The sequence below is a fragment of the Clostridium sp. genome, assembly GCF_051278035.1.
GTDB lineage: Bacteria > Bacillota > Clostridia > Clostridiales > Clostridiaceae > Clostridium_AD.
Genome location: NZ_JBNMNU010000056.1, coordinates 1 through 24,875, shown reverse-complemented (window position 1 = coordinate 24,875; position 24,875 = coordinate 1). Strand labels below are relative to the sequence as shown.

Here is a 24,875-nt window from a genome sequence, read left to right as displayed (position 1 = left end):
AAGAAGAAAAAGTAAGGTTAATGAAGGAATTGAAAGATACAGAGTTATTAGATCTCTAGCTGCTGTTGAAAGAGCAGATGTAGTTATACTTATCATTGATGCTACAGATGAATTAAGTGATCAAGATGAAAAAATTATAGGATATGCTCATGAAATGAAAAAAGCAATTATGATTATAGTGAATAAATGGGATCTTATTGAAAAAAATGACAAGACTATGATTGAGTATAAGAGAAAATTACAAGCAGGATTAAACTTTATGGCATATGCACCTTATTTATTTATATCTGCTAAAACAGGTCAAAGAGTACATAAGGTATTGTCTACAGTAAGCGAATGTTTTGAAAATTATTCGAAAAGAATTTCTACAGGAATACTTAACGAGGTTGTTAATAAAGCTGTACTTATGCAAGAACCTCCAACAGTGGCAAACAAGAGACTTAAAATATATTATGTTACTCAAGTAGATTCTAAACCACCAACATTTGTTTTCTTTGTAAATAATTCGAATTTACTACATTTCTCATACCAGAGATATTTAGAAAATCAATTGAGAAATAGTTTTGAATTTAACGGAACAGGAATAAGACTTATATTTAGGGAAAGGAAGGAATAGAATGCTGAAAGTTGCTTTTTTAGGTGGTGGGAGTTTTGGTACTGCATTATCCATTATGATTGCTAAAAAAGGAATAAAAGTTAATGTATGGGATAGAAAACCTGGTGTTGTTAATGACATTAACATTAAACGAGAAAATATAAAATATTTACCTGGCGTTATCATACCAGCAGGAGTAACAGCATTCACAGACATAGAAAAAGTTATAAGTGATAGTGATATAATTGTGCTAGCGGTGCCATCACATGTAATTAGAGAGCTAAGTAGAATGATAGCACCGTATTTAAAGCAAAATCAAATTGTGGTTAGCATTGCAAAAGGAATCGAAGAGGGTTCACTAAAAAGAATTTCACAGGTAATAGAAGATGAAATTCAAAGTAATCCTATAGTAATCCTATCGGGTCCTAGTCACGCAGAAGAGGTTGCTTTAGATATTCCTACAACAGTAGTAGTTACATCTAAACAAATGGAATATGCAAAGATTGTGCAAGATGCATTTATGACCAGTAAGTTTAGAGTTTATACTAATGAAGATATTATTGGTGTGGAGATAGGTGGTGCTGTTAAAAACATTATTGCACTAGCTGCAGGTGTATCGGATGGTATAGGTTACGGAGATAATTCTAAGGCAGCACTAATGACAAGAGGAATGAGCGAAATTATAAGGATTGGTACTGTACTTGGAGGCAAATCTGAAACCTTCTACGGTTTAACCGGGATGGGAGATCTTATTGTAACATGTACTAGTATGCACAGTAGAAATAGAAGAGCTGGGATTTTAATTGGAAAAGGTGTTCCTATGGATAAGGCTTGCGATGACATCGGAATGGTAGTTGAAGGTATAAAAGCTACAAGAGCATTCTATCAACTTAAAGAAAAACAGCAGGTATCTATGCCTATAACGGATGCACTGTACAAAGTGCTATTTGAAGAAAAAGATTCTAAATATGCAGTATATGAATTAATGTCAAGAAATAAAAAAGATGAGTTTTAAAGATTATAAGTAAGGTGTTTAATAGCAAAAGAATGATATATAAAACCAATTTTTCATTAGAATATAATGAAAATTGGTTTTTTTTATATATTTTTAATGAGTAGTAATAATTCATTGTTATCTCAAATATAATTATAATGTTAATAATAAGAATTGGGAGGGTATATCTTGGATAATTTTGATATATATAAGGATATAGCAGTGAGAACTCAAGGGGATATTTACGTAGGTGTTGTGGGCCCTGTAAGAACCGGAAAATCGACATTTATAAAGAGATTTATGGAGCTTTTGGTAATTCCTAAAATAGACAATCCCCATAAAAAAGAAAGAGCCATAGATGAACTTCCTCAAAGCGGTTCAGGAAAATCAATTCATACCACTGAACCTAAATTTGTACCCAACGAAGCCGTTGAAATTGATTTTGAAGGTGGAACTAAATTCAAAGTTAGAATGGTTGATTGTGTTGGGTATATTGTTAAGGGAGCGGTAGGATATGCTGAAGGAGAAACACCTAAAATGGTTACAACTCCTTGGTATGACTATGAAATTCCATTTGAGGATGCGGCAGAGCTTGGAACAAAAAAGGTGATAAATGAACATTCAACTATTGGACTTTTAATCACTACAGATGGTTCTATCACAGGTATAGAAAGAATGGAATATGTAGAGGCTGAAGAAAGGGTAGTGAGTGAACTTAAATCCATTAATAAACCTTTTATAATGGTGCTAAATTCTAGAAATGCAGCAGCTCCAGAAACTGCAGATTTAGCAAGAGAATTAGAAGAAAAATATGATGTACCAGTGCAGGTTATGGATGTATTAAATATGAATGAGGAAGATATAGCAAATATATTCCAGAGAGTTCTTAAAGAATTCCCAGTTAAAGAAATTAACATAGATATGCCAGAGTGGATTGAGAATTTAAGTTCTAAGCATTGGGTAAAAATTAGCTTCATGAAATTCTTAAAAGATATGTGTAAGGATATTTTTAAAGTTAGAGATATAAATAAATCATTACTAAGCTTTAATGAAGTTGATTTTTTAGATTCTGCAAGACTTGATGAAATGAATATGGGGGAAGGTACTGCAAGAGTTAATTTAATTCCTAAGCAAGAATTGTTTTACAAAATACTAGGTGAAACTTGTGATTGTGAAATAAAGGGAGAGAATGATCTGCTAACTTTAATGGGAGAATTCTCTAGAGCTAAAACTGAATATGATAAAATTGCAGATGCTTTAAGAGATGTTAAAGAAAAAGGCTATGGACTTGTAGCACCGCTGCTTTCAGAAATGACTTTAGAAGAACCTGAAATAGTACAGCATGGTGGTAGATATGGAGTTAAGTTAAGAGCGTCTGCACCTTCACTTCACTTTATTAGGGCGGATATACAGACCGAAGTATCTCCTATTATGGGTACAGAAAAGCAAAGTGAAGAGTTTTATAAATCCATCTTAGAACAGTTTGAAACTGACAAATCTCAAATTTGGCAGAGTAATATGTTCGGTAAGTCTTTAGAAGTACTAGTTAAAGAAGGACTTCAAAATAAATTATTTAAGATGCCTGATGATGTACAAGTAAAAATTCAAAAGACTCTCCAAAGAATCATAAATGAGGGTAATGGCAGTTTAATCTGCATTATATTATAATAATATTTTTATAAGATTCAAATAGCACGGAGAAAAAGAAATAAAAAGTACGGGAATCATTTTATAATGAAAAACCGTACTTTTTTTATTTTATTATTATAAATGTATGTTGCAATGCATTGAAATGCTCTTAAGTAAGAGTGTTAAGACATAATTAGGAACACAGGCAAAGACATAACAGTTAATATTATATGTGATTAGAATGAAGATTTGCATGTGCTGTATGCCTTAAAGGTTACATGGAAATTTGCCGAATTAAGTACTGTAGTTCTATTTATCCTTAGATTCCCATTTGAAACCAGCATTTTTTAGATTCTCAAGTATTTCTAATACTTGTTCATGAGTAAGACCATCAGGGTAAATACTATTATCTATTTCAATTTTAATGTCATTATTGTAAGCATTATCTTGTACTATTATTCCTAATCTATTATCTGTTCGGCCCAAGAGGTAATCTGTAGAGCATTGTAAATAATCAGCTATTTGCTTAACAAAATCTACTTTAGGTTCTCGTAAATTATTTTCATAACGGCTCAGAGTTGCCTTTGTAGTTTTCAAATCTTCAGCCATTGTTTCCAATGTAACCTGTATTCTGTTTCTTTCAGTCTTTAATCGATCACCGAATGTTACCAAATGTATCACCTCCATAGTAAATATTATACAAGAGATATATGATATTAAAACAAATGTTACCAAAAATATAAAAAATATCGAACGATTCATTGACTTGTTACCCTTATGGTAATATAATTAAGTTACCATATTGATAAAATTACTTTTGTAAGATGGTAAGCTTATGGCAGTTAATTATGGGTAAAAAATATAAACATACTGGTAACTTAATGATTATTAAAGTTCAAGAAAACGCAGAGAAGCAATCTGCTTCTATAAGAGGGAGGATTTAATAATGGCTAAATATAGACAATTATATACTGAGTTCTGGAGTGATGGGTTTGTAATGGATTTGACGCCTGAAGAAAAGTTTTTCTATCTTTATTTAATGACTAATTCGAAAACTAGTCAGTGTGGTATTTATGAACTTCCAAAACAGATCATAGTTGCTGAGACTGGATATCATAGAGAAACTATAGACAAGCTTCTTACTAGGTTCTGTGAGTACAATAAGATAGCTTATTGTGATGATACAAAAGAAATCATGATTTTAAACTGGATAAAATTTAATCAACCAAATAATATTAATGCAATTAAATGCGTAAATAAAGAATTAAGTAAAGTGAAAAACACTAAGTTCATAGAGGTACTTTACCGGAAGTGTGAGGTGCAAGGGTTAGAGGTTGAGAAAATATTTGAGGGGCTTTATAGGGGCTTACAAGGGCCTTGTAAGGTGCTACCAAGTAATAGAGTAATAAGTAATAAAGAAGAAATAATAAGTAATAAAGAAGAAATAATAAGTAAAAAAGAAGAAGTAGTAAGTATTAAAAATAATTCTTCATCTGACATTAAAAGTGTACTTAAGGTTTTTGAAAATAATATCCATCCAATGGCACCCAGTGAACATGAAAAGTTAATGGACTTTACACGTGATGGTAGCTGCGAAGTTATTACTATGCCAATTGAAGAAGCGGTAAATTATAACGCTAGAACTATTAAGTATATAACTAAAATATTGAACTACTGGATAAGCAGAGGGGGTACGAGCTTATCAAAGGGAATGGGATAATAAAAAGAACTCATCTCCAAATGGAAATAGCCTGCGTTGGAGACAATAGTTATTACTACTATGCGAGAATTAAAAATAAAGCTTTAGCTAAACTTTAAAAATATATTTACAAAACCCATAGAAAACAATTTTAAAAAGCATATATATCATTTATGACGGTGAGGGGAGGAATGCAGAATGTATGATGCATTTATTAAACTGGTTAATACAGTTGGCTTCCCTATAGGAGTGAGTGTGTACTTGCTTATTAAATTTGAGAAGAAAATTGAGGATCTCAATAAATCTATCTCTAATTTAACAGCAGTTATATCCATCGTTATAGGAAAATCTGAAAAATAAGGATACCAAAGTTGGTATTCTTATTTTTTTATTTTTATTTATAAAAAAACCGCAATAACTTCTGGAAGAGCATATGTATGCTGTGAAAAGAAAAAAAGAAAGGGGTGAATCAGTATGGCAGTAGTATCTACAAAGGTAGCAAGTACATTAAAGCTTACTATGAAAACCGGAGTTGACATCAAGGGTAAAGACACTTATTCAACAAAACGATTAAGGGATCTAAAGGTTGCTGCACTAGATGAGGACATTTTTGCTGTAGGGGAAGCTATCTCAAACATCAAAACATATCCGCTATTCAGACTAGATAGAGAAGATCAGTTCAACTTAGTTAGCGAATAGTTTTAGCTATGAAAGTTAAATAATTTTAAGGAGGGAAAAGGATATGCATAGATTAGTTATGAAATTTTTAACAGATACAGAAGGTAAGTATTTTACTTTAACTGTATCTGACATTAAAGCTGATGGAGATGGAGTTCCAACCATGACAGATGCTGAGGTGAATTCGCTTATGGATATAGTCATTGAAAAGAACATTTTTGAATTAGATAGTGGTAACTTAACTGGCAAGAAAGATGCTAAAATAGTTACTACTGATACTAATATAGTTGATGTAGCATAGTGAAAATCTTCCACTAAGAATTAATTCTTGGTGGAAGATTTTTTATTTTTCTGATATTCATTAACATGTCTTACGGTTTCATTTTCGAAAATTCCATCAATAACTGCTCCAGTCCTCCATCTATAACTAAAGCATTATTATTTACATCTCTTATTTTCATAATGTTTAAGCAGTTCTGTACATATTTAATATCCTCTGTAGAAATGTTTTTAGAGATTTCAAATCTATGAGCAGCATCATAAACACAAAGCTTATTTTGTTCAATTATAGATATTAGTTTTTCAGGGTACTCATTGTCAGTGCAGCAACCTGATTTATAAACGTTCTGCCAGGCCTGTTTGTAATTTTTAGAAGTTATTACAGATTTGTACCTACTGAAGCTTAAAAGCTTTCCATGGTCTAGTAAGCTGTCGTCTAACGAATCATACTTTCTGAATTTGCACAGCATGGGGTTAGTTGTATAGAGAATTTGGAGGGAGAAGGTATGGGAACGTATACCGTTACCCCAAAAAGAACATGCTTCAGCATAAGAATCTCTAAGCTGGTCCTTTTTTGGTGCCAGACGGCGTGCGGGTGTTCTAGTTAAATTTAAATTGTTGCTAAATTAGGTATTCTATATTAATAAACAAAAAAATCTTAAGTCTACGCAGCCATGTAGGAACGCCCGCGTAAGACTCCATCGCCACCTTTATCGAAGGGGTACTGCTATTCATAAAATGTTCTGGAGCGCCTGGTAAATTAAGCCAAAGACCAGTGGCTTTGTTTACAGTTGATTGATTAATAATTTCCACGCAACAAAAATGAGAAAACATAAGCGTACGCATTAACATTTGTTTTTGACTACACTTCAAATGCTTAAGAATGATTGATTTGCATTTCGTTTATACTGTAATGGAGTGGAGTGACTAACTTATAGCCTTGGAGATTCCTTCCCATACATAAAACATTTATACTTTGAATATAAAGTATAGGGTGATAATAAAGTTTCGATTATTCAAAAGTTAGAGGACACCAACATATAGAAATAAAAAGGTTTTTTTATGAGAGAAGATTTATGTGCAAGAGGCCCAAAAGATTCTCCAATATTAATTGTAGGAGATTCTTTACCTGAGAAAGAGAGAACACAAGATAAACTAAAAGAAATATTAGATAGAAGAGGAGTAACATATAACAGCATTATAGTTCCTTTGAAGTATTATATGAATGAATTTTTAATTGAAAAATATAAGCTTAAGTTACCAAGTGATTTAAATAATAAAGGAGACATTTTTAGATTTGTAAATGCTGTAAATAATTATGATAATAAATGGGGACTTAATCCATTAAATATAAATTATACTTCAGTAGTTAAAAACTTAAGAGAAGAAATTTTTGATAGTAACAATAAAGTAAAATATAGATTAATACTATGTTTGGGTGATTTCTCATACTTTGCTGTAAGATCATTATTTAAAAAATATAATGAAAGAGAAAATAAGTTTTATAGAAAGAGTGGCACAAAATATACAATAGAAAGATTAGGAAAATATTTTCAACAAAGTATAGATAAACATGAAAATATTTTAATACTTCCTATTTTACATAATTCCACAAACTTACATTTTTCTTTAACACAAGATTTTATTCCTAAAGATAAGAGAAATATTTATGTAAGTTATTTAAGTTATATTGCAGAGGAAATCTCTCGCATAATTATAAGTGATATAGAAATGAAAAAATATTTAAAAGATATATATAGGTAATACAAGTAATGTATAATAAAATAAATGCAAATATTTGTTTGTATATTTTCGTGAATTTAGTAAAATAACAGAGATAGATATATTTAATAGGACAAAAGAGAAAAAGATAAAAGAAGTGATTGCTTCACTCAAAGACCAAGATAAAAAAATCGGGTTTTGCATCACACACCAAAGTGGCGAGTAACAGGGGTTAGATATATAGGGTTAGAAGAAAAAGAAGAAAAGATAACTTTAAGCTGCCGACATTGTAGGGAAAATATAAAAAGTAAACCATTAAAAAGACAGGTAAAGGGATTTCTAACACCCAACCTGTCTTTTTAATATTTTTAGCTATTAATGTTATTCAAGAGATTCAACCTCTCAATTTGATTTTTTGTAATGTTAACGGCACATTCAAACACTTCTTTGGCCCTCTCTAAAACTTCTACATTATCAGCGTCAAGAATTTGTTTAATTGCTTTCGTTTTGATATTTTCAATGATACTTTCAAGGTTAGTAGAAACAGTATTCTCAACATCACTTGTACCAGTGTCTACCTGTATATCTTGGATGTTTGCAACAAGTTCATTAAATCTTTCATCGCCAACAGTTGATTTTAATGCTATGACAATTCTGTCATATGCCATTTTGTCTCCGTAAGAATTGAGATAGCGGTATAAGCCTTGGTAGTTTGCATAATTAGCAAAGCTAGACCAGGCCTTCTTGTCCTCATTCGATAAAGAGTCATAGATTGCTTTGAGCTGTTTTCTTGAATACATATTATTACACTCCCTTTTATTAATTTAGTCTTGAAACCACTTTATTCATTTATTATACAATACTTTTAAATGCTTTGCGATACTTTTTTTATTTTTTTAAAAATTTTTTATACTTTACAGTCTATAATGAATCAAGTGACATAAATATATTTAATTTCTGCAATGCAAAAGTCCTAGACTTCTCTAAGATTTATTTTTCTATTAAAAAATTATTTCATCTTGTGTAAAATCAGGACAAACGCATAGAAACATATGGAGAAGTAGTCAAGATGACGCATTATAGATTTGATAAATTTTATCCGTATGTAAAAACAGATTTGGTTACCTCTTTAGAGTATAGAATGATTGCTTTTGACTACACATCAAATACTTCAGCTATGATTGATTTTCAGTTCATTTATAAGGGTTAGAAGATATTTTTATCTTAAAATATGTAGTTGAAAATATCTACACCATTTTGTATACAGTTTCGTATAAAAGGCATACTACATAATGAGGGTGCAGATGAAAGGGTGGAAATATATGTTATATGGATATGCGAGATGTAGCACAGATAATATTAAACAGGATATAACAAGGCAGACAAGAGAATTAACGGCAGTAGGGGTTACTATTAAGAATATATACCTGGAATATGCAAGTGGCACTAAAATAGACAGAGTAGAATTTAATAAGCTATTAGATAAGGTTATAGAGGGTGACACTATAATAGCAACAGAAGTTAGCAGAATAACCAGAAGCACCAAACAATTATGTGAAATTATAGAATTAGCTAAAATTAAAAAAATCAAATTAGTGTTAGGAAATTTTATTGTAGATTGCATAAAAGAATTAGATCCAATGACAGAAGGAATGTTAAAAATGATGGGTGTGTTCTCAGAGATAGAACGTAACATGATAAGCCAAAGAGTTAAAAGTGGTCTGGCTAATGCTAAAGCTAAAGGGAAGTTACTAGGTAGACCTACAACTACTATAGAAGATGTTCCGGTGGCAGTAGTCAAGTTGTATGACCTATTAAAGAATGGCAAGATAAATAAGAGTGAATGTGCTAGAATGTGCGACATATCCAGAACATGTTTATATAAATACATTAAGCTTATTGAGGAGGTTAAATAGTACCTTATGTTCGCAATATATAGACATATAAAGACTATGAGATATAGGGAGCATTAATCTATCAGGAATACATTTGCGCTCCTGGTAGGTTAATGCTTTTTATAATGTGGCTATAATTCAAAGTATGTGTGGCATGGAACTAAAGAATAGCTTTAAATACATAAAAGTGAGTGCAAAGAGTGCTTTATTTTTTGAAAATATGGTACAATAAATTAAATAGTGAATTTTTGGCCCGAAGGAATGGTGGTATATGGATAAAAAGTTGGAATATAGGTCTTCAATTAAGGCTACATCTTTTCTTTATATAGAAACAAAAAAGGCTTCAAGTCTTGTTTTAAAAGGTTTAAAAGAGTTTGAAATAATAGATATGTCTATCAATGTTAATATTTTTCAAATGAAATCTGAGAGACGAAAAAAGGAAGTTGCGTCAATAATATTAAAAAGGCTGAAGGCTTTAGATGAATTTTTACTTAGCAAATTGGCAAATGGTGACTTAGAGACTAGCAAACAAATTGTAATCTACGCAATTATGAAAACTGATAGGCTGTTTTTTGAGTTTATGAGTGAAGTTTATAGAGATAAGATTATATTGAAAGAAAAATATATTGCGGACAGCGATTTTAATGTTTACTTTGAAAGAAAATGTGAGCAAAGTGATTCCGTAGCAGCATGGAAAGATTATACCTTCTATAAAGTCAAACAGGTAGTTACTAGAATCCTATTTGAAGCAGGATTAATTAAAAATCAAAAGAGCGATAAAGAAATAAACATACCAATAATAGACTGCGATTTAGCACAGCATTTAAAAGGAATAGGTGACTTAATATACTTAGAAGCAATGTTAGGATATATCTCCTAAATGAAGTTATATGAGCAATTTGAAAGTGGCAATGAGTGAGATTAAGTTTCCAACATCTTGAAGGGAGTTAAAACATGAAAACAATATACCAAAGGTTAGATGCAATTATACCTAAAATTATAGATAAGGCCTTTATAGAAAACAAAGGCTTAGGTAATGAGATAGGATACTATATTTTCGATTATGAACCTAAATACGAACTCTTAGTAAGAGATCATATTGAGTTTATAAAGCAGAAGGTCAATGATGGTAATTCAAATATTTATGTTAAAGAATTTGATTTATATGAAATAATGTTAGAAATATTAGAGGAAAAGAACTATTTGCAAAAGAATATTGAAATGGAAAAGAAAAAGGGAAGCGAGTGTGTTTTTAAAGCAACTAAGAAAACACTTAGATTAACTCTTAAAAATGACATGATTGTAGAGTATATAGTAAATAGGACTCAGCAAAATGACATTGTGTTTATTACTGGCGTTGGTAAAGCATGGCCAATTATACGTTCACACACAGTATTAAATAACTTACATAAGGCTATTGATGCAGTTCCTGTAGTTATGTTTTTCCCAGGTGAATATGATGGCTTAGAATTAGTTCTTTTCAATGAAGTAAAAGACGATAATTATTACAGAGCATTTCAACTTATTGATAAGTATTAAAATATATATATTTAAGGGCTAATGTAAAATGCTAAAGAAAGATTAAATTGGAGGTAAATTACAAATGCAAGTTAAAAAGATGTTTTCAAAGGGAATAGAAAGAGACATTAAGGGAGTTATAAAGGTTGGACAAGATGATGACTCAAATATATATCAAGAACTAGACGAATATGTTGTTACAAGGGAATTATTAGGTCACTTCGGAGAGTTCTTTGAAGCCTACAAAAAAGGCATAAATAACAATACAGATAAAATGGGAGTTTGGGTATCTGGTTTCTTTGGATCAGGTAAATCCCACTTTTTAAAGATATTATCTTATTTATTAGAAAATAAAGTAGTAAATGATAAAAAATCTGCTGAATATTTTGATACTAAAGTTCAAGATCCAATGATTCTTGCAGATATGAAACAAGCAGGGGATATTACAACAGATGTTATCCTATTTAACATAGACTCTAAAAGTGACAGTGACTCTAAGGCAGATAAAGAGTCCATAGTAAAAGTATTTAATAAAGTTTTTAACGAAATGCAGGGATTGTGTGGCTCAATTCCTTGGGTGGCTGATTTAGAGAGACAGATGATTAAGGATAGGGTGTATGAAGAGTTTAAGAAAGAATTTGAGACCATATCAGGTAATAAGTGGACTGACGCAAGGGAAGATTTTTATTATGAAGAAGATGCTATTGTAGAAGCATTATCAAAGGCCACTAAAATGAGTAGCGATGCAGCGAGAAATTGGTACAACAAGGCAGAAGAAAATTACTCGTTGAGCGTTGGAAAATTCGCTCAAAAAGTAACTGAGTATATAGAAGACAAAGGCAGAAATCATCACGTCTTATTTTTAGTTGATGAAATAGGGCAGTATATCGGGGATGATTCACAATTAATGCTTAACTTACAAACAGTAGTAGAGGACTTAGGAACATACTGCGGTGGTAAGGCTTGGGTTATTGTTACAAGTCAACAGGATATAGACACTGTAACAAAGGTCAAGGGAGGCGATTTTTCAAAAATTGTCGGGAGGTTTAATACACGACTATCTCTTTCAAGTGCTAACGTTGATGAAGTTATTAAAAAACGTATATTAGAAAAAACTCATGGTTCATCAGACTCACTAAAATTGTTGTATGGAGATAAGAAATCTATCTTGAAGAACTTAATAACTTTTTCAAAAAATACTGCTGAAATGAAGGTATATGAAAACGAAAATGACTTCGCTGAGGTATATCCTTTCATTCCGTATCAATTTAATTTAGTTCAGAATGTATTCAACGGGGTTCGTATACATGGTGCATCAGGTAAGCATTTGTCAGAAGGTGAGAGGTCATTACTAAGTGCATTTCAAGAGTCCGCTATTAAATATGTGGATGAAGAAATGGGAGTATTAATACCATTCTCAGCATTTTATGAGACTATAGAAGCATTTTTAGATGCTAATATAAAAACAGTTATAATACGTGCAAAAGATAATTCTAGACTTAATGAAGATGACGTAGAGGTATTAAAACTTTTATTTATGATTAAGTATGTAAAAGAAATACCTTCAAACCTTGAAAATATATCTACATTATTGGTTAAGCACATAGACGATGATAAATTAAGTATTAAAAAGAGAGTAGAAGCATCATTAAAGAGTTTGATATCAGAAACATTGATACAGAAAAATGGTGAGGAATATCTATTTTTAACTAATGAAGAACAAGATGTTAATAAAGAAATTAAGAGCATCGGAATTGACATGGGAGAAGTTATTCAGAAGGCTTCTGAAACAATATTTGAAGATATTTATACAGACAAGAAATATAAATATTCATCAAAATACAATTTTCCATTCAATTCTATCATAGATGATAGAGCAAGAGGACAGCAAAATAATGAAATAGGACTAAGAATTATTACACCGTATTTTGACTCAGGTGTTGATCTTACCCATCAAGAATTGAAACTTATGTCCACAAGAGAAAATAATGTAATTGTAAAGTTATCCAATGATACAACTTTTTTAGAAGAGACGGAAGAAATATTAAAAGTTCAATCTTATTTAAGAATAAAAAGTGGTACAGCGTCAACACAGGCTATAGAAGATATAAAAACAAGAAAATCACGAGAAGTTTCAGATAGAAGAGATAGAGTTAAAATCCTACTAATTGAAGGACTAAAAACTGCTGAAATATATGCGAATTCAGAGTTTCTTGATATTAAAGAAAAGAATCCTGTTGAACGTATAAATGATGGATTTAAGGCTTTAATAGATACTCTATATAATAAATTAAATTATATTAAGGAATATGTTGATAGTTCAAGAGGATTACAAGAAATATTAACAGATGATAATGTACAGTTAAGTTTGGTAGATGTGGAAAAAAACAAGTTAGCCATTGATGAGGTTAATAGTTATGTTGAAAGAAATACCTCAAGAAATATTCCTATGACTATGAAAGGAATTATTGGTTTATACTCGAAAGCCCCTTACGGATGGGAAGAACTTGATATTGCAGCGATAATAATAAAGTTATTAAAAGAACAAAAAATAAAAATAGAGTTTAACAGCCAATATCTAACTACTAATGATAAAGACGTAGTAAACTATTTAACTAAGAGAGACTATATAGATAGAGTTCTAATTAAGAATAGGACAGGAATGCCACCTAAATATATAAACAATGTTAAAGAATTATGTAAAAATATTTTTAACTATTCTGCGGTACCTTCTGATGAAGATGGATTAATGGTTAAGTTTAAAGGGTTGGTACAGGAAGAAACAGCAAATATTAGAGAACTTCTTGTATATTACGAACAACCCAATTATCCAGGTAAGGATGTGCTTATTGATGGGAAAAATGTCTTTGATGAATTAGTAAGTAAAAAAGACACTATGGAATTTTATGGAAAGGCATATGAGTTAAAGGATGATTTCTTAGATTATGTGGAGTATTCAGAGGATGTAAAGAAGTTCTTTAAAAATCAAAAGAAGTTCTTTGATGATGCTATAAGGAAGAGTGTAATTTACAATAAAAATAAGACTTATGTTTTAGATCAACAGGTTATAGATTTAATTGGTAAGATTAATGCTATAGTTACAAGTAAAAATCCATATTCTCAGATTCCACAATTACCAGGACTGATTGAAGAATTCGCATTAAAATTTACTGAGTTATTAGAAGTAGAATGTCAGCCAGTAAGAAAAGTAGTTGAATCAGACTGTGAAAAAGTGTTAAGTGACCTTGCTTTATACGAATTTAAAGATGAATTAGGTGGTAAGTTTAAAAAGAAATTTAATGAATTGATACAAAGATTAGATAGTGCCAATAACTTCTACGAGGCAATAGCAATGAAAGAAGAAAGTGACAGGTTAAAAATGCGTTGCTTTGATGAAATATCAAATGAAGTAGAAAGAATAAGGGGTGTAGATCGTAAAAAAGTAGATGGCGGTACGAACTTAGGTGGGGGGACTACTGTTGTTGGAGGTGGCACCACTTTAAGTTACAGAACTAGAAAAACTAAAACTGTAAGCATAGCCAATATCCTTCATGGTGCTAAGACCATAGAAAACAAAGATGATATTGAAGGATTATTAGATGATATTAGAAAAAAACTAAATGAAGAATTAGAGGAGAACACAATAATTAAATTAGTTTAGTAATTTGATGGGAGGGGTTATTTCTCCTTGAAAAGTATATGAAAGGAAGAGACATATGGATAAATCCTCAATCAAGAACTTTGCAGTTAGTGCAAGAGTTAAGTTAAAAGAACAGATAAAACAAAAGGCCTATGCCTTTGGTATAACAAAAGATGAAATAAAATCAGTAGAAATGTTTGAAGATGCTTTTGAGGTCAATGGGAATAAGTATAATAAGAGACTATTGAAACATAGAGAAAATTTAGTGAAAAAGATAAATGAAAAGGGATTTGAGCAGTTACTTGAAGAAGTTGCTTATACCTGGTTTAATAGGCTTATTGCCATTAGATTTATGGAAGTAAATGAATACTTGCCTTCAGGAGTAAGAGTTTTATCATCTACTGATAGTAGCAAAATTGAACCAGATATAATTCGTGAAGCAGCAAACTTGGATTTTGAAAACTTAAATATAGATTTAATTTATAAACTGCAAGATGAAAACAGTATAGAGGAATTATTTAAATATTTACTTATAAGACAGTGTAATGAACTTGGTAAAATAATGCCTGTAGTGTTTGAAGAAATAGAAGATTACACTGAATTACTATTGCCTGATAATTTACTTCAAGAGGGTTCTATAGTAAGAGATTTGGTAACTTCAATTACTGAAGAGGATTGGGAAGAGCAAGTAGAAATTATAGGATGGTTATATCAATACTATATTTCTGAAAAGAAAGATGAAGTTTTTGCTGATTTAAAGAAAAATAAGAAAATAACAAAAGAAAATATACCGGCAGCCACTCAATTATTTACACCAGATTGGATAGTAAAGTACATGGTGGAGAATTCATTAGGTAGACTGTGGCTTGAAAGTCATCCAGATGAAGAATTAAAGTCTAAATGGAAATATTATTTAGAAGAACCAGAACAAGAGCCAGAAGTAATGAAAGAGTTACAGGCAATAAGAGACAAAAATAAAAATTTAAAACCTGAAGATATTAAAGTTATAGATTGTTGTATGGGTTCAGGTCACATTCTCGTTTATCAATTTGATGTATTGTATGATATATATAAATCAGCAGGATACTCTGAAAGAGAAATTCCAAAACTTATATTAGAAAAAAACATTTATGGGTTAGATATAGATGATAGAGCAGCACAACTTGCTTATTTTGCAGTTATGATGAAGGCTAGAAGCTATAACAGAAGAATATTTAGAAAAAGAATAGATTTAAATATATGTTCTATACAAGAAAGTAATGATTTTCCTATAGAAGCAATAAATTTCTTAGTAAATACAAAAGAGACAGAAATAGAAAAAAGAATTCATAGAGAAGATATAGATTATTTAATAGATGTATTTAATGATGCAAAAGAATATGGATCTATATTGGAAGTTAAGGAAATTGATTTTGATACAATTGAAAGAAGAATAGAAAAAATAAAAAATGGTGATACAAATGACATATTTGAATGGCAGTATAAGAATATTATTTTAGAAAGAATACCTGATTTAATAAAACAGGCTAAGATAATGAGTCAAAAATATGAGGTAGTTTGTACTAATCCACCTTATATGGGAATCAGACAGGGTATGAATGATAAATTAAAGCAATATATTACGAAGCATTACCAAATTGCTAAAAGTGATTTGTTTGCTGTTTTTATGGAAGTTAGTTTTCAATTGGCAAAACAAAACGCTTATATAGGTATGATAAATCAGCATAGTTGGATGTTTTTGAAAAGTTTCAGTGAACTGAGAAAAGATATTGTATTAACGAAATCAATAGTCAATATGTTGCATTTGGGTACTCGTGCATTTGAGGAAATAGGTGGCGAAGTAGTGCAGTCAACTTCATTTATTCTTCAAAATTCGCACTATAACTATTGTGCTAAATATCTCAGATTGATTAATATTAGAGATGCTAAGGCAAAAGAAGAAACTGTAATCAATATTATAAATGAAAAGGGGAATAATCCTGATTTGGTTTACTATTTTAAGATGAATGACTACCAAGATTTGCCTGATAATATTATTGGATATTGGGTTAATCGTAAATTTATTGACATTTTTTCAAAAGAGAAATGTCTAGCTGATGTGGCTAAGCCAAGACAAGGTATGTCTACATCAGATAATGATAGATTTTTAAGGTTGTGGTTTGAAACAGATATTGGTCGGATTGGATTTGGATATGAAAGTAGGGAATTCGCTCAAAAGAGTGGTAAAAAATGGTTTCCGTATAACAAAGGTGGACAATATAGAAAGTGGTATGGAAACAATAATTACGTAGTCAATTGGGAAAATGATGGTGCGGAATTACGTGCATGGGCTGATTGGCTAAATACTCATGGAACGTCAATGGGACGGTTGGTTAGTCAAGAATTTTACTTAAAAAAGGGTATTACATGGTCATTAATTAGTTCCAATAAATTTGGTGTAAGATGCTTTAATGAAGGTATGATTTTTGATGTTGGTTCACATTGTTTATTTTGTAGCGAAGATTTGTATTTATTTTTTGCAGCACTTTTAAATACAAAAATTTCAAAGGAATTTTTGAAAATCTTAAATCCAACATTAAATCTTAGTTCAGGGGTTATTGCTAATATTCCAGTAGTTTTTCCTAATGATAAAAGTCAATTAGATAGAATAAACGAGATAGTAAAACAGAATATAAGTGTTTCAAAAGAAGATTGGGATATATCAGAAACTTCATGGGATTTTAAAAGCCATCCATTTTTAAAACATTTAGATTTAGGTATTAATATGAAATTAAGTACTGTAGTTAATATTTGGGAAACTAAAACAGAAGGAACATTTCAACAGTTGAGGTACAATGAAGAGGAATTAAATAGAATTTTTATAGAAATTTATGGACTTCAAGATGAATTAACCCCAGATGTAGATGATAAAGATATAACAAATAGAAAAGCAGATAGAGTAAGAGACACTAGATCATTTATCTCCTATGCAATAGGATGTATGTTTGGAAGATATTCATTAGATGAAGAAGGCTTAATTTATGCCGGTGGAGAATTTGATTCAAGTAGATATAAAACATTTAAAGTAGATGTAGACAATGTAATTCCAATAACCGACGATGAATATTTTGAAGATGATATAGTAAGTCGTTTTATAGAATTTCTTAAAATAACTTTTAGCGAAGAAACTATAGAACAAAATTTAGATTATATTGCGGATACTTTAGGTGAAAAGGGTAATGAAACATCAAGGCAAACAATAAGAAGATATTTCTTGAAAGACTTTTACAAAGATCACTTAAGAACCTATCAAAAGAGACCAATTTATTGGTTATTTGATTCAGGTAAGAATGATGGTTTTAAGGCTTTAATTTATATGCATAGATATGATATTGATACTGCAGCAATAGTTAGAACAGATTATTTACATTTACTTCAAAGGAAATATGAGGCGGAGGTAAATACATTAGAGATGGTAATGGAAAACAGTAATGAGTCGGTAAGAGAAAAAACTGAAGCAAAAAAGAAAAAAGAAAAGATACAAAAACAAATACTTGAATGTGTTCAATATGATCAAGTTATTGCACACGTTGCAAACCAAAAGGTAAGCATAGACCTTGATGATGGTGTAAGTGTAAACTATGGTAAATTCCAAGGAATAGAAGTACCGCAAGGAGAAGGTAAAAAGCCATTGAAGGCTGATTTGTTATCAAGAATATAAGACTTACTAGTGATTCAGCAGAGGTGTTCTGCTGAACTTGATTAAAAGAAAGTTGGTGAAATATGAACTTAAAAGAGATAAAAACAGTATTAACAGAAACATTTAATAAAGAACTTGATTATGGTAAGAAGAGACAAATTGTTTTCTGGTATGACGAGGAAGGTGAGTTTGCTTACGATATAGATGAACTTAACCTTGATAATGTAAGAGTATTAAAATTAACTGAAAATAATAGTTACACAATAAAATATGAGATTGAAAGAGTTGATAAGGTATCACATTTTCTTATTTATGCAAAGATGCAAAAGCCATCTCCAAGAGCAAATTATCTCTTAGATATTTTTAAATATAGTACAGAATTTTCTACAGATAAGACTACTGCTATTATGAGAGAAATGGGTGTGAAGGATGATACTTTAAGAGGGGTATTTAAGAAGTACCTTAAATTCTTTAATAATAAAGAAAGATATGCTGCTTTTACTTCATATGGATTAGGAAACTATACCGAAGAAAAAGTTGATATAGCAGTGCTTTCGGCATTATGCAAACTTGATATTTGTGATATTGAAGCCGTGATAAAGGTATTATTTGCAGAAGAATTAAAAGAGAAGAATAGATATCTAGAAGCCATAGATAAATTTGCTGATATGGAAGCCTTTTGGATATTAGTAGAAAAATATTATGGATTTAACCTTGTGGATAAGAATTTAGAAAAATTAATGATATTCTTTATGGTTACAAATTTGGATTATACTTTGGAAGAATCTATACCTAAGACTTGGGAACAGTATGTATCATCTAAAAAAGGAGACTGTATAATATTTGTAAATCATTTTATGAACCATTCTGTAGACTCTAAAATATATGATGTACTTGCAAATAATATAGGGAGTAAGTTAAATGTAGAGCAATATTTAAAAGAGTGGGATATAGATAACTACATAAAATGTGATGCATTTAAAGCATTTGATAAGGCTATTATAAATAAATTAGTAGACTTAGTTTTAAATGATATTGAAGAGTATGATAAATATTATCAAATAATATTAGCAAGAAGAACAACTCACTTTTTCAGTAGTTTTGAACAGGAGTATGAGGCTATAAATGCTGCTATTGAGTTATTTGAAATGAAGAAAAATATAGGTGGATTTATAAGACAGCATAAGTCTTATGAATTTATTGAGAAATATGCAAATGAGTATTATAAAGTAGATAAAGCATATAGAAGATTTTACGTAGCTTTTGATAAAGCAGAGGATAAAGAAACGCTAATGAAGCTCAGAATGAAGGTGGAAAATACCTATGTAAATTGGTTTGTAGATGAACTATCAGTAAAATGGTCTAATGCTATTAATAATGAACTAAAAGATAATTGGAATATACCGTTAGTTACTCAACAGAAGGATTTTTACAATACATTTATAAAGTCTCATGTAAATAAAGGTGAAAGAGTGTTTGTAGTTATATCTGATGCGTTAAGGTATGAGGCTGCTAAAGAATTTAGTGATATATTAAATGTAGAAAGAAAAGGGCTTACAGAAATATCTTATATGCAGGGAGCAATACCCTCTTACACAAAATTAGGTATGGCAAGTTTACTTCCGAGTAGTGAGATTGAAATGGACGATAAAGTAGAAATAATCGTAGATGGCATTAATTCTGCTGGAACGAATAATAGGGAAAAGGTTTTATCAAAATATTCTAAAGAAGTTGTTGCTATTCAATATAAAAATTTAGTTGAAATGTCTAGGGCAGAGTTTAGAAAAACTTTTAATGGAAAGAAATTAATATATATATATCATAATTCTATAGATGCAAGAGGCGACCATGCAGCAACGGAAAGAGAAGTGTTTAATGCTGTTGATGAAACATTCAAAGAATTAAAAACTTTAGTAAATGACTTAATTAACAATGTTAGTGCATCTAATATTTATATAACTTCTGACCATGGATTTATATATAAACGTGGACTTATAACTGAAAGCGATAAGACATTAAAAAATATAGAAGATGCAGCAGTTGAAAAGAGAAGATTTATAATTAGTGATAAAAAAGAAGAGATGGATGGCACAATTTGCTTCTCAATGGATTATATATTAGGAAAAGATAGCAGTAAGTATGTTACTGTTCCTAGAGGATCAAATAGGTTTAAGGTGCAAGGAGAAGGAGCAAACTTTGTCCATGGTGGAGCTACGCTACAAGAAATTGTAATACCAGTTATAAAGTTTAAGAACGATAGAAGTAAGAATGGCAAGTCTGATGTAAAGAAGGTAGAAGTTAAACTTACTAATATATCAAGGAAAATTACAAGTGTTATAACTTATTTGGAATTCTTCCAAACAGAGAAGGTAGAGGATAAGAAAGTACCGTTAAGATTAAAGATTTATTTTGCAGATGAAGAAGGAAATACAATTAGTAATGAGAATATAATTATTGTTGATAGTAAATCAACGAAGTCTGAAGAAAGAAGTTATAAAGAAAAATTTACTTTGAGAAATATAGTGTATGATAAGACAAAAAAATATTACTTGGTAATGGTTGATGAAGAAGAGACTGTAGAAAATATCTATGAGAAGATACCATTTAGTATAGATATTGCTATAGCAAATGAGTTTGGGTTTTAGGATTTAACAAAGTACCGAAAGGTACTTCGTTAAAATACTCTACTTATTAATTTTTGAGTTAATAAATCATCACTTGGAGGTTTAATATTAAAAATTTCAATTAATGGATTTATAGTATTAATTAAAAATTCATAAGGTATTTTAAAAGATATATTGAGAAAATCAGAAGTTATTGGAATTAGAGTTGTATTGAGTATTACATTATTGGAGGCTAGTTCAAATTTCTTTAGAACATTTTTATCTGAAGATAGGCTCCACAAAGGAGAATTAGGTATTTCATCAAATGTAAAAATATAAAATGAATTGTTATTCTTTTCTCTAATGTGAAGACAAAGGTATGGTATAAGAGCAACATCAGTTCCAGTTAGGAATAATGCTCTGGAACAAATCAACTCGCTTAGAAGTAATAGAAAATCCGGTATACTTACGTTGTTTTGAATTTCAACAATTCTATTGTAGATTTTAAAACTATTTAAGATTATATCATTTTTTAAAATTTCAATTTCCTCTTTAGACTTTTTATAAGATGAACCTAGATTATATATTTTTCTGAAATCAAATGAACTGCAAGAAGTTTTTGGAAAATGTGAAAAATGGCTTTTTCGTTTAGATTTATCAGCCTTTAAATAGACCTTATGATTACAATAAAGACATGCAATATTTTCAGGTGAAATTTCTAGTTTTTCTAGTATTTTATATTCTTCTACAGATATAATTTTTTTATTATCTAAATCAATACATTCATACATTGTTGTTACGCCTTCTAAGGTAGTGTTATCATATTATGTATATGTTTATCTTAATAGAATAATGAAATTAATAAAATATAAATTCAATAATTTAAATATCAAATTTTTATTTGGGAGAGATGGAATGGATGAATTAAGTAAGAAACTAAATACCCATTTTGCAGGTAAGGTAGTTAGAAAAGACCTGACTAAAAAAATTAAAGAAGGAGCAAATGTTCCAGTTTACGTGCTAGAATATTTGCTTGGAATGTACTGTGCTACAGATAATGAGGATAGCATAAATGATGGTGTTGAAAGAGTGAAAAAAATATTATCTGATAACTTTGTAAGACCTGACGAATCAGAAAAAATTAAATCTAAGATTAAAGAGTTGGGAAAATATACTGTTATAGATAAGGTAACTGTTAAATTAAATGAGAGAAAAGACATATATGAAGCGGAGTTTTCAAATCTTGGGTTAAAAGGTGTGGCAATTTCTTCTCATTTTGTAAAGGAATTTGAGAAGTTATTGGCTGGTGGTATATGGTGCATACTTAAAATGGGGTACTTCTTTGAGGAAGAATTAAAAGGTGCAAGTCCTTTTAGTATAGATGGCCTTACGCCAATACAGATGCCTAACGTAGATTTAGAAGAACTATTCGAGCAGAGAAAAAACTTTACTAAGGATGAATGGATAGATGCACTTCTTCGTGCTACTGGAATGGAGCCAACTCAATTTGAAAATAAAGTGAAATGGCATTTACTAGAGAGATTAGTTCCACTAGTAGAAAACAATTATAATGTTTGTGAGTTAGGGCCAAGAGGAACAGGAAAATCACATATTTATAAAGAAATATCTCCCAACTCAATATTAATATCTGGTGGTCAAACTACTGTAGCAAACCTATTTTACAATATGGCTAGTAAGAAAATTGGACTGGTTGGAATGTGGGATGTTGTTGCGTTTGACGAAGTCGCTGGAATTACATTTAAAGATAATGATGGAATACAAATAATGAAAGACTATATGGCTTCAGGTTCTTTCGCTAGAGGTAGAGAAGAGAAGAATGCTAATGCCTCTATGGTTTTTGTAGGAAATATTAATCAAAGTGTAGAGGTATTGCTAAAGACGTCACACTTATTTGAACCATTTCCAGAAGAAATGGCCTATGATAGTGCCTTCTTTGATAGAGTGCATTACTATATACCAGGTTGGGAAATTCCTAAAATGAGACCTGAATTTTTTACAGATGAATATGGATTTATTGTCGATTTTTTGGCAGAATTCTTAAGAGAGATGCGAAAGAGATCTTACTCTGATGCATATGAAAAATATTTTAAATTAGGAAATAACTTAAACCAACGAGATGTAATATCGGTTAGAAAAACAGTATCAGGACTTATTAAGTTACTGTATCCAAATGGAGAATTTGGTAGAGATGAAGTAGAAGAGGTATTAAGGTATGCTCTAGTCGGTAGAAGAAGAGTAAAAGAACAGTTAAAGAAAATAGGTGGTATGGAATTCTATGATGTTCAATTTTCCTATATAGATAGAGAAACAATGAATGAGGAGTTTGTACCAGTTCCAGAACAAGGCGGAGGTAAAATCATACCAGAAGGTATGGGAAAGCCAGGTCATATATATACAATCGGAAGAGGAAAATCTGGAATGATTGGAGCATATAAGATCGAAACACAAGTAGTTACTGGTTCGGGCAAATTTGAAAAAACTGGGCTAGGCTCTGATAGACAAGCTAAGGAAGCAATTGAAACATCATTCAGATTCTTTAAAGCAAATTCTAGGGGGATTAGTGGAACAATTAGTACATCAACAAAGGATTATCAAATGCATGTGCAAGATATAAATGGCGTAGGGCTTACTAGCGAACTTGCTTTAACATCGTTTATAGCACTTTGTTCAGGGGCATTGAATAAACCAGCACAAAGTCAGATTGTTGTTTTAGGTTCGATGAGTATTGGAGGAACTATAAATAAGGTTGAAGAACTGGCGAATGTACTCCAAGTATGTTTTGATAGTGGAGCAAAAAAAATATTAATACCAATGTCTTCAGCAGTGGATATTGCAACGGTTCCAGCAGAGTTATTTGCTAAATTTCAAATATCATTTTATCAGAGTGCAGAAGATGCGGTATTTAAGGCTTTGGGAGTAGAATAGTATTCAATAATGGAGGGTGTTATAAATGGAAGAATTAATTGAAATTTTACAAGAAATTAGGGATGGCATAAATAATGTTAATACTAATATTGAGCAACTAATATATTCGGTTGATGAAATAAAGGGTAGCGGATTATATAATTCAGTCTCTGATGTCTGCGATAAGTTGGAAGAGTTAAAAAATGAAGTTAACGATATAAAAGGGTCTACTGGATATGATTTAACAGATATATATTCTGAGTTAAGCAGTATTAGTAGTATTAGTAGTGATGTCGGTTATAAGTTGGAAGAGGTAAAAAATGAAGTTAACGATATAAAAGGGTCTACTGGATATGATTTAACAGATATATATTCTGAGTTAAGCAGTATTAGTAGTATTAGTAGTGATGTCGGTTATAAGTTGGAAGAGGTAAAATGTGAAGTTAATGATATAAAAGGTGCTGCTGGTTATGATTTAACAGATATTCTTTCTACGTTAAGTAGTATTGATGTTAATACAAGTAATTTGTAATAAATATAAATGATATTTCTAGAAGCAAAATTGAAGTTATTACAATTAAATCATTATATAAAGAAAGATGAGATACTCAATAAATATAATGTACCTATTTTGAGGGGGTAGTATAAGAGGGCTGACTAAGGTGCATTTTCACTTTAGTTAGTTTATTTAATTGTGAAAAATTTAAAGTGGTATTTAATTATTTTAGACGATCTCTTTCAAAGATGGGTTTGAGTAAATGATCGATGGTCAAATTAAAGGTAATAGAAATAGATAGAACAAATATCTGTTGATTAAGTAAAAGAATTATAAGGGGCAGTGAAAAATAATGGATAGTTCAGGTAAAAAGAAAATAATCAAGTTGTTTGAATTTCTAAAACAATTTAACAATATAAAGAATCCAGTAATGGTGGATGTGAATAACCAACATTGGATAAAATGGATGGATAGTATTCCAGAACATGAAACAATAAAGAACAATATATATAATTTTCAATAT

Annotated in this window: 21 protein-coding genes; 17 read left to right on the top strand and 4 right to left on the bottom strand. The window is 30.4% G+C overall.

Annotated features, from left to right (window positions below; translation table 11 throughout):
• From ACJAX4_RS10295 to spoIVA, 3 genes are all read left to right on the top strand, one after another.
• A partial coding sequence (locus ACJAX4_RS10295) for a GTP-binding protein (protein ID WP_435789374.1) occupies positions 1 to 616 on the top strand: 616 nt, incomplete at its 5' end.
• 1 nt (position 617) lies between these two features.
• Entirely contained in the window at positions 618 to 1,610 is a 993-nt protein-coding gene (locus ACJAX4_RS10290; RefSeq protein ID WP_435789373.1) for an NAD(P)H-dependent glycerol-3-phosphate dehydrogenase, read from the top strand.
• 168 nt (positions 1,611 to 1,778) lie between these two features.
• Entirely contained in the window at positions 1,779 to 3,257 is a 1,479-nt protein-coding gene (gene spoIVA / locus ACJAX4_RS10285) for a stage IV sporulation protein A (protein ID WP_435789372.1), read from the top strand.
• A 270-nt stretch (positions 3,258 to 3,527) separates the two neighbouring features.
• Here the strand turns inward: spoIVA and ACJAX4_RS10280 are convergent, their stop codons facing one another.
• Positions 3,528 to 3,890 carry a helix-turn-helix domain-containing protein gene (locus tag ACJAX4_RS10280; protein WP_435789371.1) on the bottom strand — a complete coding sequence of 121 codons (363 nt, stop codon included), beginning with the start codon at positions 3,888 to 3,890 and terminating at the stop codon, positions 3,528 to 3,530.
• Between the two features lie 274 nt (positions 3,891 to 4,164).
• On the opposite strand from ACJAX4_RS10280, the gene ACJAX4_RS10275 reads away from it, so the two are divergent.
• The 4 genes from ACJAX4_RS10275 to ACJAX4_RS10260 all read left to right on the top strand — a co-directional run bounded on the left by ACJAX4_RS10275 (position 4,165) and on the right by ACJAX4_RS10260 (position 5,896).
• Positions 4,165 to 4,938 carry a DnaD domain protein gene (locus ACJAX4_RS10275; RefSeq protein ID WP_435789370.1) on the top strand — a complete coding sequence of 258 codons (774 nt, stop codon included), beginning with the start codon at positions 4,165 to 4,167 and terminating at the stop codon, positions 4,936 to 4,938.
• Between the two features lie 177 nt (positions 4,939 to 5,115).
• Positions 5,116 to 5,277, top strand: a complete 162-nt coding sequence (locus ACJAX4_RS10270; protein ID WP_435789369.1) for a YvrJ family protein — start codon at positions 5,116 to 5,118, stop codon at positions 5,275 to 5,277.
• 114 nt (positions 5,278 to 5,391) lie between these two features.
• Entirely contained in the window at positions 5,392 to 5,616 is a 225-nt protein-coding gene (locus ACJAX4_RS10265; protein WP_435789368.1) for a DUF1659 domain-containing protein, read from the top strand.
• Positions 5,617 to 5,659: 43 nt separating this feature from the next.
• Complete coding sequence (locus tag ACJAX4_RS10260) at positions 5,660 to 5,896, top strand: DUF2922 domain-containing protein (protein WP_435789367.1); 237 nt, start codon at positions 5,660 to 5,662, stop codon at positions 5,894 to 5,896.
• Between the two features lie 70 nt (positions 5,897 to 5,966).
• On the opposite strand, the gene ACJAX4_RS10255 is transcribed toward ACJAX4_RS10260, so the two are convergent.
• Positions 5,967 to 6,344: a glucosaminidase domain-containing protein gene (locus ACJAX4_RS10255; protein WP_435789366.1), complete on the bottom strand. Its 378-nt coding sequence runs from the start codon at positions 6,342 to 6,344 to the stop codon at positions 5,967 to 5,969.
• A 592-nt stretch (positions 6,345 to 6,936) separates the two neighbouring features.
• Here ACJAX4_RS10255 and ACJAX4_RS10250 point away from each other — a divergent pair.
• Positions 6,937 to 7,638: a hypothetical protein gene (locus ACJAX4_RS10250; protein ID WP_435789365.1), complete on the top strand. Its 702-nt coding sequence runs from the start codon at positions 6,937 to 6,939 to the stop codon at positions 7,636 to 7,638.
• A gap of 326 nt (positions 7,639 to 7,964) precedes the next feature.
• On the opposite strand, the gene ACJAX4_RS10245 is transcribed toward ACJAX4_RS10250, so the two are convergent.
• Positions 7,965 to 8,264 carry a hypothetical protein gene (locus ACJAX4_RS10245; RefSeq protein ID WP_435789364.1) on the bottom strand — a complete coding sequence of 100 codons (300 nt, stop codon included), beginning with the start codon at positions 8,262 to 8,264 and terminating at the stop codon, positions 7,965 to 7,967.
• A gap of 401 nt (positions 8,265 to 8,665) precedes the next feature.
• On the opposite strand from ACJAX4_RS10245, the gene ACJAX4_RS10240 reads away from it, so the two are divergent.
• From ACJAX4_RS10240 to pglZ, 7 genes are all read left to right on the top strand, one after another.
• Positions 8,666 to 8,806: a hypothetical protein gene (locus ACJAX4_RS10240; RefSeq protein WP_435789363.1), complete on the top strand. Its 141-nt coding sequence runs from the start codon at positions 8,666 to 8,668 to the stop codon at positions 8,804 to 8,806.
• A gap of 112 nt (positions 8,807 to 8,918) precedes the next feature.
• Entirely contained in the window at positions 8,919 to 9,512 is a 594-nt protein-coding gene (locus ACJAX4_RS10235; protein ID WP_435789362.1) for a recombinase family protein, read from the top strand.
• A 250-nt stretch (positions 9,513 to 9,762) separates the two neighbouring features.
• The gene (locus tag ACJAX4_RS10230; protein WP_435789361.1) at positions 9,763 to 10,371 is read left to right on the top strand and encodes a DUF1819 family protein; all 609 of its coding nucleotides are present in this window, start codon (positions 9,763 to 9,765) and stop codon (positions 10,369 to 10,371) included.
• A 74-nt stretch (positions 10,372 to 10,445) separates the two neighbouring features.
• Positions 10,446 to 11,030, top strand: coding sequence for a DUF1788 domain-containing protein (locus tag ACJAX4_RS10225; protein WP_435789360.1), 585 nt, complete (start codon positions 10,446 to 10,448; stop codon positions 11,028 to 11,030).
• 64 nt (positions 11,031 to 11,094) lie between these two features.
• The gene (gene brxC, locus ACJAX4_RS10220; RefSeq protein WP_435789359.1) at positions 11,095 to 14,670 is read left to right on the top strand and encodes a BREX system P-loop protein BrxC; all 3,576 of its coding nucleotides are present in this window, start codon (positions 11,095 to 11,097) and stop codon (positions 14,668 to 14,670) included.
• 55 nt (positions 14,671 to 14,725) lie between these two features.
• Positions 14,726 to 18,349 carry a BREX-1 system adenine-specific DNA-methyltransferase PglX gene (pglX, locus tag ACJAX4_RS10215; protein WP_435789358.1) on the top strand — a complete coding sequence of 1,208 codons (3,624 nt, stop codon included), beginning with the start codon at positions 14,726 to 14,728 and terminating at the stop codon, positions 18,347 to 18,349.
• A gap of 62 nt (positions 18,350 to 18,411) precedes the next feature.
• Entirely contained in the window at positions 18,412 to 20,973 is a 2,562-nt protein-coding gene (gene pglZ / locus ACJAX4_RS10210) for a BREX-1 system phosphatase PglZ type A (RefSeq protein ID WP_435789357.1), read from the top strand.
• A 29-nt stretch (positions 20,974 to 21,002) separates the two neighbouring features.
• Here pglZ and ACJAX4_RS10205 read toward each other — a convergent pair whose 3' ends face one another.
• A complete protein-coding gene (locus ACJAX4_RS10205; RefSeq protein ID WP_435789356.1) occupies positions 21,003 to 21,722 on the bottom strand; it encodes a hypothetical protein in 720 nt (239 codons plus the stop codon).
• A 124-nt stretch (positions 21,723 to 21,846) separates the two neighbouring features.
• On the opposite strand from ACJAX4_RS10205, the gene brxL reads away from it, so the two are divergent.
• Both brxL and ACJAX4_RS10195 read left to right on the top strand, forming a co-directional pair.
• On the top strand, positions 21,847 to 23,877 hold the full coding sequence (brxL, locus tag ACJAX4_RS10200) for a protease Lon-related BREX system protein BrxL (RefSeq protein ID WP_435789355.1): 2,031 nt from the start codon (positions 21,847 to 21,849) through the stop codon (positions 23,875 to 23,877).
• 25 nt (positions 23,878 to 23,902) lie between these two features.
• Complete coding sequence (locus ACJAX4_RS10195; RefSeq protein WP_435789354.1) at positions 23,903 to 24,388, top strand: hypothetical protein; 486 nt, start codon at positions 23,903 to 23,905, stop codon at positions 24,386 to 24,388.
• The last annotated feature ends 487 nt before the right edge of the window (positions 24,389 to 24,875 follow it).

What these genes read in the sequence shown, in the direction of transcription:
- ACJAX4_RS10290 (WP_435789373.1), top strand. Translation starts at nt 618, where the DNA reads ATGCTGAAAGTTGCTTTTTTAGGTGGTGGGAGTTTTGGTACTGCATTA.
- ACJAX4_RS10275 (WP_435789370.1), top strand. Translation starts at nt 4,165, where the DNA reads ATGGCTAAATATAGACAATTATATACTGAGTTCTGGAGTGATGGGTTT.
- ACJAX4_RS10270 (WP_435789369.1), top strand. Translation starts at nt 5,116, where the DNA reads ATGTATGATGCATTTATTAAACTGGTTAATACAGTTGGCTTCCCTATA.
- ACJAX4_RS10265 (WP_435789368.1), top strand. Translation starts at nt 5,392, where the DNA reads ATGGCAGTAGTATCTACAAAGGTAGCAAGTACATTAAAGCTTACTATG.
- ACJAX4_RS10260 (WP_435789367.1), top strand. Translation starts at nt 5,660, where the DNA reads ATGCATAGATTAGTTATGAAATTTTTAACAGATACAGAAGGTAAGTAT.
- ACJAX4_RS10255 (WP_435789366.1), bottom strand. Translation starts at nt 6,344, where the DNA reads ATGCTGTGCAAATTCAGAAAGTATGATTCGTTAGACGACAGCTTACTA.
- ACJAX4_RS10250 (WP_435789365.1), top strand. Translation starts at nt 6,937, where the DNA reads ATGAGAGAAGATTTATGTGCAAGAGGCCCAAAAGATTCTCCAATATTA.
- ACJAX4_RS10245 (WP_435789364.1), bottom strand. Translation starts at nt 8,264, where the DNA reads ATGGCATATGACAGAATTGTCATAGCATTAAAATCAACTGTTGGCGAT.
- ACJAX4_RS10240 (WP_435789363.1), top strand. Translation starts at nt 8,666, where the DNA reads ATGACGCATTATAGATTTGATAAATTTTATCCGTATGTAAAAACAGAT.
- ACJAX4_RS10235 (WP_435789362.1), top strand. Translation starts at nt 8,919, where the DNA reads ATGTTATATGGATATGCGAGATGTAGCACAGATAATATTAAACAGGAT.
- ACJAX4_RS10230 (WP_435789361.1), top strand. Translation starts at nt 9,763, where the DNA reads ATGGATAAAAAGTTGGAATATAGGTCTTCAATTAAGGCTACATCTTTT.
- ACJAX4_RS10225 (WP_435789360.1), top strand. Translation starts at nt 10,446, where the DNA reads ATGAAAACAATATACCAAAGGTTAGATGCAATTATACCTAAAATTATA.
- brxC (WP_435789359.1), top strand. Translation starts at nt 11,095, where the DNA reads ATGCAAGTTAAAAAGATGTTTTCAAAGGGAATAGAAAGAGACATTAAG.
- pglX (WP_435789358.1), top strand. Translation starts at nt 14,726, where the DNA reads ATGGATAAATCCTCAATCAAGAACTTTGCAGTTAGTGCAAGAGTTAAG.
- pglZ (WP_435789357.1), top strand. Translation starts at nt 18,412, where the DNA reads ATGAACTTAAAAGAGATAAAAACAGTATTAACAGAAACATTTAATAAA.
- ACJAX4_RS10205 (WP_435789356.1), bottom strand. Translation starts at nt 21,722, where the DNA reads ATGTATGAATGTATTGATTTAGATAATAAAAAAATTATATCTGTAGAA.
- brxL (WP_435789355.1), top strand. Translation starts at nt 21,847, where the DNA reads ATGGATGAATTAAGTAAGAAACTAAATACCCATTTTGCAGGTAAGGTA.
- ACJAX4_RS10195 (WP_435789354.1), top strand. Translation starts at nt 23,903, where the DNA reads ATGGAAGAATTAATTGAAATTTTACAAGAAATTAGGGATGGCATAAAT.